The organism is Serratia sp. CY74737 (assembly GCF_052166775.1).
In the GTDB taxonomy this organism is placed as follows: Bacteria; Pseudomonadota; Gammaproteobacteria; order Enterobacterales; family Enterobacteriaceae; genus Serratia; species Serratia ureilytica.
In genome coordinates this window covers 460,558-472,258 of the sequence record NZ_JBJNOF010000002.1, presented here as the reverse complement: position 1 = coordinate 472,258, position 11,701 = coordinate 460,558, and the positions used below count along the sequence as shown (strand labels likewise).

At 55.5% G+C, this 11,701-nt stretch carries 15 protein-coding genes; 6 read left to right on the top strand and 9 right to left on the bottom strand.

The window, feature by feature from the left end:
- Positions 1-19 precede the first annotated feature (19 nt).
- Genes ACJ8PE_RS04265 through ACJ8PE_RS04255 form a run of 3 tightly spaced genes read right to left on the bottom strand, consistent with a single transcriptional unit; the run spans position 20 to position 1,824 of the window.
- Positions 20-670, bottom strand: a complete 651-nt coding sequence (locus ACJ8PE_RS04265) for an anti-sigma factor (RefSeq protein ID WP_442536714.1) — start codon at positions 668-670, stop codon at positions 20-22.
- Complete coding sequence (locus tag ACJ8PE_RS04260; RefSeq protein WP_033650962.1) at positions 667-1,215, bottom strand: RNA polymerase sigma factor; 549 nt, start codon at positions 1,213-1,215, stop codon at positions 667-669. The genes ACJ8PE_RS04265 and ACJ8PE_RS04260 overlap by 4 nt, the downstream gene beginning before the upstream one ends.
- Positions 1,216-1,260: 45 nt before the next feature.
- The gene (locus tag ACJ8PE_RS04255) at positions 1,261-1,824 is read right to left on the bottom strand and encodes a fasciclin domain-containing protein (RefSeq protein ID WP_197759762.1); all 564 of its coding nucleotides are present in this window, start codon (positions 1,822-1,824) and stop codon (positions 1,261-1,263) included.
- A gap of 342 nt (positions 1,825-2,166) precedes the next feature.
- Here ACJ8PE_RS04255 and ACJ8PE_RS04250 point away from each other — a divergent pair, with 342 nt between their 5' ends.
- Positions 2,167-2,397 carry a hypothetical protein gene (locus ACJ8PE_RS04250; protein ID WP_033643319.1) on the top strand — a complete coding sequence of 77 codons (231 nt, stop codon included), beginning with the start codon at positions 2,167-2,169 and terminating at the stop codon, positions 2,395-2,397.
- 174 nt (positions 2,398-2,571) lie between these two features.
- On the opposite strand, the gene ACJ8PE_RS04245 is transcribed toward ACJ8PE_RS04250, so the two are convergent.
- Entirely contained in the window at positions 2,572-3,261 is a 690-nt protein-coding gene (locus ACJ8PE_RS04245; protein WP_033643320.1) for an alpha/beta hydrolase, read from the bottom strand.
- Between the two features lie 870 nt (positions 3,262-4,131).
- On the opposite strand from ACJ8PE_RS04245, the gene ACJ8PE_RS04240 reads away from it, so the two are divergent.
- The gene (locus ACJ8PE_RS04240; RefSeq protein ID WP_033634815.1) at positions 4,132-4,308 is read left to right on the top strand and encodes a GhoT/OrtT family toxin; all 177 of its coding nucleotides are present in this window, start codon (positions 4,132-4,134) and stop codon (positions 4,306-4,308) included.
- A gap of 160 nt (positions 4,309-4,468) precedes the next feature.
- Here the strand turns inward: ACJ8PE_RS04240 and ACJ8PE_RS04235 are convergent, their stop codons facing one another.
- A complete protein-coding gene (locus ACJ8PE_RS04235; RefSeq protein WP_197759760.1) occupies positions 4,469-4,765 on the bottom strand; it encodes a hypothetical protein in 297 nt (98 codons plus the stop codon).
- Positions 4,766-4,990: 225 nt separating this feature from the next.
- On the opposite strand from ACJ8PE_RS04235, the gene ACJ8PE_RS04230 reads away from it, so the two are divergent.
- From ACJ8PE_RS04230 to ACJ8PE_RS04220, 3 genes are all read left to right on the top strand, one after another.
- On the top strand, positions 4,991-5,473 hold the full coding sequence (locus tag ACJ8PE_RS04230; protein ID WP_033643322.1) for a hypothetical protein: 483 nt from the start codon (positions 4,991-4,993) through the stop codon (positions 5,471-5,473).
- A gap of 306 nt (positions 5,474-5,779) precedes the next feature.
- On the top strand, positions 5,780-6,340 hold the full coding sequence (locus ACJ8PE_RS04225) for a 3'-5' exonuclease (RefSeq protein WP_033643325.1): 561 nt from the start codon (positions 5,780-5,782) through the stop codon (positions 6,338-6,340).
- 77 nt (positions 6,341-6,417) lie between these two features.
- Positions 6,418-7,611, top strand: a complete 1,194-nt coding sequence (locus ACJ8PE_RS04220) for a Bcr/CflA family efflux MFS transporter (protein WP_033650957.1) — start codon at positions 6,418-6,420, stop codon at positions 7,609-7,611.
- An 8-nt stretch (positions 7,612-7,619) separates the two neighbouring features.
- On the opposite strand, the gene dadX is transcribed toward ACJ8PE_RS04220, so the two are convergent.
- From dadX to ACJ8PE_RS04205, 3 genes are all read right to left on the bottom strand, one after another.
- Complete coding sequence (dadX, locus tag ACJ8PE_RS04215) at positions 7,620-8,693, bottom strand: catabolic alanine racemase DadX (RefSeq protein WP_033643327.1); 1,074 nt, start codon at positions 8,691-8,693, stop codon at positions 7,620-7,622.
- 76 nt (positions 8,694-8,769) lie between these two features.
- Positions 8,770-10,074 (bottom strand): D-amino acid dehydrogenase, encoded by a 1,305-nt coding sequence (locus tag ACJ8PE_RS04210; protein ID WP_442536713.1) that lies wholly within the window; start codon positions 10,072-10,074, stop codon positions 8,770-8,772.
- A gap of 175 nt (positions 10,075-10,249) precedes the next feature.
- On the bottom strand, positions 10,250-10,582 hold the full coding sequence (locus ACJ8PE_RS04205; RefSeq protein ID WP_197759758.1) for a hypothetical protein: 333 nt from the start codon (positions 10,580-10,582) through the stop codon (positions 10,250-10,252).
- A gap of 26 nt (positions 10,583-10,608) precedes the next feature.
- Between ACJ8PE_RS04205 and ACJ8PE_RS04200 the strand changes: the two genes are divergently transcribed.
- Positions 10,609-10,926, top strand: a complete 318-nt coding sequence (locus ACJ8PE_RS04200) for an antibiotic biosynthesis monooxygenase family protein (RefSeq protein WP_046687236.1) — start codon at positions 10,609-10,611, stop codon at positions 10,924-10,926.
- Positions 10,927-10,972: 46 nt separating this feature from the next.
- Here the strand turns inward: ACJ8PE_RS04200 and zinT are convergent, their stop codons facing one another.
- Entirely contained in the window at positions 10,973-11,623 is a 651-nt protein-coding gene (zinT, locus tag ACJ8PE_RS04195) for a metal-binding protein ZinT (RefSeq protein WP_197759757.1), read from the bottom strand.
- Positions 11,624-11,701: the final 78 nt, after the last annotated feature.

The following is an 11,701-nucleotide window of genomic DNA, read 5'->3' as shown; positions in this document are numbered from 1 at the left end:
CATCCGCATTCGGCGTCAATCATAGAACCAACTCACCTGAATACAACACGGGGCCGGTCGGTTGCTTGCTCGGTGAGCCGCCTAATGGCTCCAGGCTAATGGCAATCGTTGTTCCTTTAACTAAATCTGCATCTGCCAAATAAAACTGGCTCACGCCTTTCACGTTCACGAGTCCAATTGAAACGGGCTTATGCCCAACGGGAATCAGCCACAGCTCAAGACTTTTCCCATCCGGAATAGCGGCCAAGCCTAAGGGGATTATACGGACAATTTTTCTTTGACCGTCTGAACTAACGACCCACGTCCCTTGATGCGTTCCGTTCAGGACCACTAACGGTTTCAGCTCTGGCGCACGCCAATAAAACCACGAGCTCAGGCTCAATGCGCCCAATCCCGCAGCAAGCCCCCATGCAATATAGTTTCGCACGCGCCGTCGGGGCGAAGCGTATTGAGGCAGATTTAATTCAATTTTTTTCCAAACGCTTTCAGGGGGCGGTATTGGCGTTATATCGATATCCAACCCCGACAACATATTTTGCCACTTTCCAACCTGGGTCGCCAAAATGCTGTCCGTTTTCAGACGGCGCTCAAAATGCAGCCGAGCATTCCCTCTGAGCGTGCCAAGAGCATATTCTGCAGCCAACATGTCATCACTTTCGCGTCTGTTCATAGGCCCAGGCAATCCTTTAGATGTGCTAGCGCCCTGCGGACCCAGCTTTTTACCGTACCAAGCGGTTGCTGCAACCAATCAGCGATATCCGCGTGCGACATCCCTTGATAATATGCCAAAGCAATACTTTGCCGTTGTTCAGACGTCAGATGCTTCAAACAGTCATTTAACTTTTTAGCCAGCTCCCCCTCATCACCCTGGCTTTCATTTTCCGACTGAGGGATTTGATCGCTATATTCTTCTTCCAGTCCGATATGGCGTCCGTGCCGGCTACGTAATCCATCTATACATCGGTTCCTTATAATGTGAGTAAGCCATGTCATAGGCGAACTCAGGGTCGGATCATAATCTCCGGCACGCTGCCACACGGCAAGAAAGCCGTCGACCAGAACCTCTTCCGCCCACTGGCGATTACGTAACATGCGCAGCGCAATGGCGAATAAACTTGCGGATGTCGATCTGTACAAGCGTTCAAATGCTCGGCGATCGCCATTAGCGATCGCCTTTAAGCACATTACCTGGTTTTCTTTCAACGAGTGATCCATACCATCCCTAAAGCGGTTAAGCTTTGCCCATTCCGAGTATAGGCCTTACTTGGGCATTAGCACGGTATCAATAACGTCGATTACACCGTTTTGCTGCCGCACATCATAGGTGCTGATGTTGGCGACGTCGCCTTTAGCATCTTTGATCTGAATATTATGCGGGCCATTACTCATAAACCATAGCGACTGACCGTTGACGGTTTTGAGTTCCGCCCGTCCGCCGCCCTGCTCAATTTTTCTTTCCAGCGCCCGCATGTCGTAGTTGCCAGCCACAACGTGGTAGGTTAATACACTGCTTAACAGGGCTTTATTTTCGGGTTTTAACAGATTTTCAACGGTGCCGGCCGGTAATTTGGCGAATGCGGCATTCGTGGGCGCAAAAACAGTATAAGGACCTTTGCCTTGTAAAGTATCCACCAAGCCGGCGGCCTTAACGGCCGCGACCAACGTTGTGTGATCTTTTGAGTTCAGCGCATTTTGCACAATGTTTTTTGAGGGGTACATCGCCGCGCCGCCAACCATTACGGATGACGTGTCTCCACTCGCCGCGTAAGTGGCGACGCCGAAAAGTAATGAGCCGGTAACCAGAGTAACGATAAGTGTTTTCATGATGAAGTCCTCTCCGTAAGCTGAGCGTAAGTGTTGCTCATTCCTGATATACGTATGAGGTTCTCCAAGTGGATGCACGGGGCGAAAAAAATAATGTAGAGAGAACGAACGCTGTGACAGACAAATAAGAACGCCGTGATGGCCGCCCGTTTCCGCTCTTTCTTCTGAGGTTATTCCTAAACCTTCACATCCTTCCTCATGCGTCTTGATGGGAATATTCCCATTCAGTTATCGTTAACACACGCATCGGGTTCTACCCTAAGCGAAATTTGACTCATTTTATTTTCTATGGCTTCTCAGCCCGCTTCGGCGGGCAATTTACCTGTCAGCAGGTTAGACACCATGATCGATTACACCCTCTATGGCCTCAACAAGAATGATGTTGATGAATACCATAAGCAAATCTGCTGCCTGCTCGGCAAAAGCGTGCTGCTGGTGCTCATCGCCAACAAACCGATCACCAAACAGAATCTGCTGGCCAGTCTTATTCAGGAAGTTGAACAACAGCACGACGAGTATTTTCAAAAATTGCATCGCGCGGCAATAGAAATGATCGGCGTTAACGGGCGCTAGATCGATATGCGCAAGGCGGAAATCTACGCCATTATTGCCGCCGTCGTGGTGTTGATTATGCTGTTAATAATGAACTCCGGCAGCGATATCAGCGCTTATCCCTAATGTGAAGCGAAGCACTCCTTTGCCGCAAGGTGCCTCTTTTTTGGCCCGAAGCGCGTTTCTGCACGGGTTTTATTTTGAACCGGCCGCTTCGTCAATCAATCCCGCCACGTCATCGGCATGGGAAACCAGCGAGGCATGACTGGCCTTCAGCACCATCACTTTCTTAGCCTGCAGCCGCTGCGCCATACGCCGTTGGTTCTCTGGCGCTATCATGCGGTCGTCGCTGGAGAGTTGATACCACGACGGTTTATGTTTCCAGGCGGGCTCACCGAGGGGGTTGCCGAAAGTATCGGCCAATGGCGCCTTCTGCGTCGCCGCCATCACCAGGGCCTCGTCGGCGGTAAGATCCTGGCAAAAGCTTTCGTGAAACTTGTCGTTCTTGATCCACAGATAACCGTCGCTGTCCGGAATCAGATTCGCGACTGCCGCGGGAGGATGCGCTTGCGTAATGCCACCGGGGCTTTCACCGGCATCCGGCGCAAACGCGGCAATGTAGACCAGGCCGACCACGTTAGGCTGGTTGCCCATTTCCGTGATCACCGCGCCACCGTAAGAGTGCCCCACCAACAATACCGGTCCCGCTTGCTGCGCGACCATCTTGCGCGCCCGTTCCGCATCCTCAGCCAGTGAGGTCAGCGGCATTTCCACCGCATGAATCGCCGAATAGCCCCTGCGCGACAACTCGATAATCACCTTACTCCAGTGTGCGGCGCCGCCCCAGAATCCGTGCACCAGCACGATGGTTGGTTTTGTGCTCATTGCCGACCTCTTCATCTCATTTGGCGGCGATGTAGACAGATCAACAGCCGCCCTACAGGGACACGCCTTGCAACCGGCGACGTCGTGCGATCTCCATTTATATAGTTAGCACTGCGGCATTCGGCAATAGCTACGACGGGTTAAGGCGCTCGGTTTACAGGCGTCGTCATGACTTGCCGAAGCAGCGTACGCCGTGGCGGCAGTGCAAAAAACGGGATTAAAACTAGGATTTTTACCCATAGCGATCTAAAATCCCACGCAAAAACAAAGACAAGTAAATTTGGTTCATCGGGAAAAGGAATGAAGTTGTGAAGGAAATGATCTCCATCGTATTGATGACATGCCTGCTGGCGCTGCTGTTTTCGTGGCTGTTCGTCTACGGTCTTAACATTCATTAAACCTACAGCAACACCAACCCCCCTTCCTGGCTGACCGGCAGCGCATCCGGACGATGCGCTAAAAACCCCTCTCCCCGCATGTTTCTATCCCATCATTCGCCCGCCGACAGCTAAAAAAACCCCAAAGCTCGCCGGCGCAACGCGATCTCGCCTTCGTCTGCCCGCCCACTAAAACATCAATAATATTTATGAGTTACAACCTCGTCGCGTTTCCGGACGTCTGAATGACTATTTTCCTTCTTCACACCGTTCCCGCCTGAAATCAGGCTGACAACCTTAAAATGTTACCGGTAACTATGTTGTTGATTTCTTTTCGTAATAAACATAAAGCCGTTAATAACCTTACATTCTTTATAGAAATAAATTATGCATTCTTATGGATAAAGGCATGAATTAACGGCCTTCGGTCATTGATTATCGCCCGCCAAGCTCCTAAAATTCGCGCGTAAAAATACAACTGGGATCGAGTTTCATGTCGTCGCTGTGGGTTGCAACGCAATACTGTTATTTTATTGGTCTGTTAGTTTCAATGATTTTCACCTACCTGGTAAGCAGGGACACCGTCAAAATTCGTTGCATCAGCGCGCTGACCATCGGGTTAACCTGGCCGTTGAGTCTGCCGGTCGTCTTGCTGTTTTCGCTGTTCTAACGCCCTAACCGGCTGTGCCGCCACGGATGCTTTTAAACAGCCGTGCTAATGTAATGGGTCGGCCGACGACGCTGCCCCCCTCACCGGCGAAACAAGTGACGATACGGCGCATTGTTAAATGAAAGGTCACTTCGCCGCGTAACGTTTTACTTGGGGTAGACTATTCGCCGCGCAGCGATCGCCAACGGCGGTACAGCCGCCCCGCGCCCCATACCATCAGCCACAGTAAAATATTCCCCCCCAACCAAAGCATCAGCAGGTAGAGGAAAGTCTGATAACCGGGTATGCCCCGATCGGCGAAGAACGGATTAAAGTGCAAGAATTTGACGATCGCGAAGGGATTAAGATTGAAACGGATGAAGACGCAGGCGGTCAGCACAGGCGGCAACAGGATGTAAAACGCCAGGGTGAATATCAGCAGCAGCCTGGTGCCATGCGTGTTTTTATAATCTTTCATATCAGCGTATTGCTTGCTTCATCTCAGTGCGAGAATCGCCTGGCGATCGCTCGCCAATCGACCCTGCGGGCCAAAAATAGTTCCGCGCAAACGCGGGAATAAAGCCGGTTCAGCGTTTAATTCTCATTTAGCGCTCGGGTGATATATACCCTGTGGATTATAAATTACGATGCCGACGCGCCGCCTTCAACTGCAGCGTTTGCGTGGCGTCATCAGGAGGCTCTAATGAAACCGGACGCACTCTCCCTGCCGCCGAGCGCCAAAAAACTTAAAGTGATCTACGGCTGGTATATTTACGTGATCTATATCCTGCTGGTTTTCAACATTTACATGGCGGTCTACAACGTCTGCGTTCGGCATCCGATCGAAGCCCCGCTGCTATCGCTGTTTCACAGCCTGTTTCTCGCGCTGATGTTGCAACAGGTGCTCAAGAAAAACGTCGTTTTCGCCTGGATCTTGTTGGGCTATTTTATTCTGATGCGCCTGTATTACGCCAATGTGCTGCACATTGAGTTCACGCTGGTGAGCCGTGGCCTGGTGCTGCTGATTCTGACGCTGCTGCTGACCGGCACCGTGGCCGTCGGGCAGCTGGCCACGCCGCCACAGCGGCATGACTGGCTGGCTCGCCTAGGCTGGCGGCAATGGACGACGCTCGCGGCGCTGGCGGCGATCCTGACCCCGCTGATCACCACCGATTACCTCGGCTAAACGCGGTGCTATCTGGGGATATGGGGCTCTGAAATGTCTACGATGCGGCATATTTTGGTGTAGTTGCCTGCCTTCTCACAGATCTTGTCCGTGACGAACACGCTAAGGTAGCCCAGCAGCAGCAAGTAGCCAACCATGCACAAAATAAAGATAAGCGTTCTCACCGATAGCGACCAACCTGACAAGAGTATCTCCAGCATCATAACCTGAACGAGGCGCTTTAAAAGGATTTCATGTGCGCACTGGCCGCATCGGCGCACGTTCTGTAGTAACATTAAGCCACCACGCCAACCACCGGAAACGCCGATGCACCATCTGATGTTAGACATTGAAACCCTGGATATAAAACCCAGCGCCGTGATTTTGGTGGTCGCGGCGGTGTTTTTCGATCCCCGCACCGGGGAACTTGGCGCCGAATTCGAGGCCGCCGTCAGCAGCCAGAAAGATCAGCCGGGACGAACCATAAGCCTGGACACGGTTGCCTGGTGGGCGAAACAATCCGATGAAGCGCGCAAGCTGGCCTTCGGCGGCACCGAGAGCCTCAAGCGCGTGCTGAGCAGTCTCAGCCGTTTTATCCATATGAACAGCACCGATACAGTAAAGGTCTGGGGTAACGGTAAAGAGTTCGACTGCGCAATCCTCGAACACGCCTTCCAGCAATTGGAGATGCCCTGTCCGTGGAAATTCTGGGATACCCAGGATGTGCGCACGGTGATCACGCTGGCGGAACTGCACGGCTTTAACCCGAAAAAGACCCGTCCGTTCGAAGGCATGCCGCATCGCGCGTTGGATGACGCTCGCCATCAGGCCCGTTATGTGGCCGATACCGTCTCGGCGCTTTATCTTCGCCCGGGAGCGCAGCGCTGACCCGCTTTGCCCCTTTTCATTTGCCGCCAGAATCTCTACTCTAGCCCTCTTTGTCACTCGGACGTGCCTTTCCTGCTATGCAAAAGTTCCTGTTTCTGCTTCTCAGCCTGGTGCTGCTCGGCCCATTGGGCATCGATCTCTATCTGCCCACCATTCCCGCCATCGCCGTCGGCCTGGGCAGCAGTGAAGCGCTGATCCAATCCACCATTTCGCTGTTTATTTTGGTGCTCGGCCTCGGTCAAATCATCGCCGGTCCGTTGGTGGATAACTATGGCCGCAAACCGGTGGCGCTGGCCGGCATTATTCTCTACACGATCGGCGCGGCAATGGCGGCGTTGGCCACCAGCCCGACGATCTTCATTGCGTCGCGCCTGTTGCAAGGGGTAGCGGTCTGTTGCACCGCCGTCGTCGCCTTCAGTGGCGTGCGCGATCGGCTGAATGGCGACGACGCCGCCCGCGCCTTCGGCTTTCTCAACGGCACGCTGAACATCATCCCGGCATTGGCGCCGCTGCTCGGCGGCCTGCTCGCCGAAGCCTTCGGCTGGCGCGCGCCCTTTTGGTTCCTGGCAGGTTACGCGCTGCTGGTGTTGGTGCTCATCGCGCTGCGCCTGCCGGAAACTCGCCCCGCCGACACCGTGCCCGTCAAAGGGCTGCCGGTGCGCCAATACGCGCGCATCCTCAGCGAACGGCGTTTCCTTTCTTTTGCGGTGGTGAACTCCGGGGCGATGGGCATGGCGCTGACCTACGTTTCTCTGGCGCCTAACGTGCTGATGGGCACTGCGGGCCTGACTCCGCTGCAATTCTCGTTGGTGTTCGGCGCCAACGGCTTCTGGATCATGTTGGTCAGCTTCTTCGCTAACCGCATCATCCACAAAGTCGGCCGCCCGGTTTGTCTGGCGACCGGCGGCATTTTGATGGGGTTGGGCTGCCTGGGCCTGCTGCTGGGCGTCATGTGGCTTCCCGCGGCGGCGCAGGCGCACTGGCTGGCGTATATGCTGCCGGTCGCCAGCGCCTGCGCCGGGTTGGCGTTCGTGATGGGCCCGGCCACCAGCTATGCGCTGGAACCGTACTCCAATGAGGCCGGCGTCGCGTCCGCACTGGTCGGTTTCGTACAGATGGCCGGGGGCGCCGCGCTGGGGCTGCTGGCGATGGCGCTGCCGCTGCAACCGAAGCTGTCGCTGGCCTTGGTCATGCTGGCGGGCTGCCTGCTGGCGCTGCACGCGCGGCGGCTCAGCAAGCAGATTAAAGGACAGATCAGAAAAGTCGCCTGAGCCGCGGCTCAGGCTTCGGTAACAACCGGCACCCGTGCCGCCAACGCCGACAACAGTTCATAGCCTAACGTCCCTGCCGCCGTGGCCACCTCGTCCACCGGCAGGCGTTTTCCCCACAGCTCCACCTCGGCGCCCAGTTCAACGTGGGGACAGGGCGTCAAATCCACCGCCAGCATATCCATCGATACCGTTCCCAAGGTGCGCGTCAACACGCCATCGACCCATACCGGCGTTCCGGTCGGCGCATGACGCGGATAGCCGTCGGCATAACCGCAGGCCACCACGCCGATACGCTGCGCGCCGGCGGCGCTGTAACGGCCACCGTAGCCCACGCGATCGCCAGACTTCAGCTGCTGAATGCCGATGATCTCGCTGCTCAGCGTCATCGCCGGCTGCAACCCCGTCGATGCGATATCGTTCCAGCATCCGCTCGGCGAAGCGCCATAGAGAATGATCCCAGGGCGCACCCAGCTGCCGTGGGTCGCAGGATGCCACAGCGTAGCTGCCGAGTTGGCCAGGCAACGCGGCAGCGGTACATCGGCCGCCGCCGCCTCGATGGTAGCCATCTGCTGAGTTACGCCTTCCGGCCCGTCGGCGGTGGCGAAGTGACTCATCAGCGTAAGCTCGGCAATATTGGCGACAGCCTGCGCCCTGCGCCACACCTCATGCAGGCGCTCGGGCGCAAACCCCAGCCGATTCATGCCGCTGTTCACTTTCAGATAGACATCAAGCGGCGCACTCAGCTTTGCGTCGGCGATCGCCGCCAGTTGCCAGTCGCTGTGCACCGCCGTCGTCAGGCGATAACGATCGAGCAAGGCCAGATCCTGTCGCTGGAAGAAGCCTTCCAACAACAAGATAGGCCCCTGCCAACCGGACTCGCGCAGCAACACCGCTTCGGCCAGATCCAGCATGGCGAAGCCGTCGGTGTGCGCCATGCTGCGCCAAACGTGTTTGATGCCGTGGCCATAGGCGTTGGCCTTGACCACCGCCCAGACTTTGGCGCCGGGGGCGAAACGGCGCACCACCTGCAGGTTGTTTTCAATTGCACCGAGATGCATCGTGGCGGTTATCGGACGGGGCATCGCTTCTCCTTGGGGCAGCGTACAGCGGCCACGCGCGCCTGCGCGTGGCCGAAAAAGTCTATGACAGCGTCGACGATTAACGTGCGGGATGCACGTCGTTCAGCGGAACCGCGTGTTGCTGGCGAAATCCGGCGCTGTAACGCGCCACCGCCAGGTCATCGGAAGGGATTGCCGGCGTAATGCCGGACATCAGATCGGACAACAACTGCCCGGAACCGCAGGCCATGGTCCAGCCCAGCGTGCCATGCCCGGTGTTGAGGTACAGGTTTTTCAACGAGGTGCGGCCGACGATCGGCGTGCCGTCCGGCGTCATCGGGCGCAAGCCGGTCCAGAACGTCGCGTCTTCCACTCTGCCGCCGTTCGGGTAGAGATCGCGCACCACCATCTCCAGCGTTTCTCGCCGCTTTTGCTCCAGCTGAGTATTGAAACCGACGATCTCCGCCATGCCGCCGACGCGAATGCGCTGGTCGAAGCGCGTGATGGCGATTTTATACGTCTCATCCAGTACCGTAGAGAATGGCGCCGCCGCCTCATCGACGATAGGGATCGTCAGCGAATAGCCCTTCAGCGGGTAAACCGGAATAGACACCAGGCCGCGCAGCAGCGCCGTGGAGTACGAACCGAACGCCACCACGTAGCTATCGGCTTTGAACACTTCCTCGCCGCACTGTACGCCGGCGATCTTGTCCCCCTCCACCAACAGACGGTCGACGCTGCGGTTGAACAGGAAGGTCACGCCCGCCTGCTCAGCCATCTTCGCCAACTGTTGCGTAAACAGTTGGCAATCGCCGGTTTCGTCGTTCGGCAACTGCAGGCCGCCGGTCAGCTTGTGCGCCACCTGCGCCAGCGCCGGCTCAACGCTGCCGAGTTGGCCGGCCTCCAGCAATCGGTAAGGCACCCCGGCATCTTCCAATACCGCAATATCTTTCGCGGCGTTTTCGAACTGTTGTTGGGTGCGGAACAGCTGCAGCGTGCCGCCCTGACGGCCTTCGTACTGGATGCCGGTTTCCTGCCGCAGCGCCTTGATGCAGTCGCGGCTGTATTCCGCCAGGCGCACCATGCGGCCTTTGTTGGTCATGTAGTGTTCGGTGTTGCAGTTTTTCAGTATCTGCCACATCCAGTTCAGCTGGAAGCTGCTGCCGTCGAGACGGATCGCCAGCGGCGCATGGCGTTGGAACATCCACTTAATGGCCTTCAGCGGCACGCCCGGCGCCGCCCAGGGAGCGGCATAGCCCGGTGAAATCTGCCCGGCGTTCGCCGCGCTGGTTTCCAGTGCCGGGCCGGGCTGACGATCGATCACCGTCACCTCATGCCCAGCCTTCGCCAAATACCAGGCACTGGCTACGCCCACCACTCCACTACCTAAAATTACCACTCGCATCGCTGACTCCAGCCCAAGGCTTCACAAAGCACAATCTTCTGCTAACAGGAAATTAACTCAGTGAAAAAATCCGTCCAACAACTTCGTCATCAAACGTGACAATATTCACAATTAATTTATCGTCGATGGCCCGCGCATTTGCAATAGCCGCCAGAAAATAGCGATAAGATACGGTTTAAGGGGGTTTATGGCGCGAGGTCACCCCTGATTCGCTAGCATTGCTATCATTGATGGCATGAAAAATTGGCGTGATAAGCAACATGGATTTAACAGAATATAAAAATATTAGCCAACCTATAAATAGAATAAAAAACCACAAAAGCAAAAAATACCAAAACAACTGGCAAATAACGGCACCACCCGCTGCAGCAGAAAAATCGCGTAAATTTTCAGCCCTTAATAGCCTTATTTTTACTGTTGGAATAAAGCGGCGTTCACTGTGGCGCCATCTTGTTTTCGCTGCAGCACGATATGAACGTTCAAGCCCCCAGCCTCGCCCAGAGTTCATACTGTCGCTATTCAGGAGAACCTCGCATGTTCATCGCTCTCTATCAGTTCTCAGTCAAAACCGGACACGAACACGCTTTTCGCCAGGCCTGGCTTGAATTGACACAGGGCATCTATCAGCAACGCGGCAGCCTGGGCTCGCGCCTGCATCGGGAGGTGAACGGCAAATATATCGGCTATGCGCAGTGGCCAAGCCGCTCGGCATGGGAAAACGCCGGTGATATTCAGCTGGATGAACGGTACCGAGCGGCTCGGGATCGCATGCGTGCCACTTTATTGGCAGATGAAACGCTATTTGAAATGGACGTCACGGACGATTACCTGCAAATCAGGCCGTTCGACTGACCACAAGCCCACGCGTGCGGGCTTGTGGTTACAGAAGAGAGAAGCATCAATGATGCAGCATCTCGTCCACGACTTCTTTGGTCTGCAGTTGGAACGGGTAGTAGGTCGGCCAGTTATCCATCTCTTTCAGCAACGCCTCCTGCGACGTGTTGCCCATAAAGATATGGAAATGCGCCGATTTGCGCGGCCCGATAATGTGATCGCTGAACTGTACGAATTTCGGTGCCTGGCTGTCGGCATCCTGGCACTCGAACAGATAACGCACGCCTTTCTTACCGGAGACATACGTCAGGATCTTATGCCCGGCGTACTTGTACTGACAGGCGCTGGATTGGTCGCCACGGTGAAATTCCATGACACCGTTCTCAATGCCAATGGTATCCACATCGGTGGCGTAACCTTGGCGGTAATACGCCTTCACCTCTGCGAAGGTTTTGCTCTTATCCTGCGCCGCTTTCTTCCTGAACACCGGGTCAAGATCCCCATTGATCAGATACGGATACACGGATTGCCATACGCCCTCCCAATCAGCCAGGTCGCGATCTTTGACGTCCTTATCGTCGAACACGCCTCCCTCCGCCTTTTTTTCCAATTCCGTCAGCGGCTTGCCATGTGAATGATGCCCGTGAGCCAACGTTTGCCCACTGATGAACAGCGCCGCCAGCGCCACTGCCAATTTGCCCAAATGCCTCGTCAAAACGCGCTCCTTGTCCGTTGTTGATAAAAATGAAAAGTTACAATATAACATAACAATTTTCAATCCCAATTCGCCCTT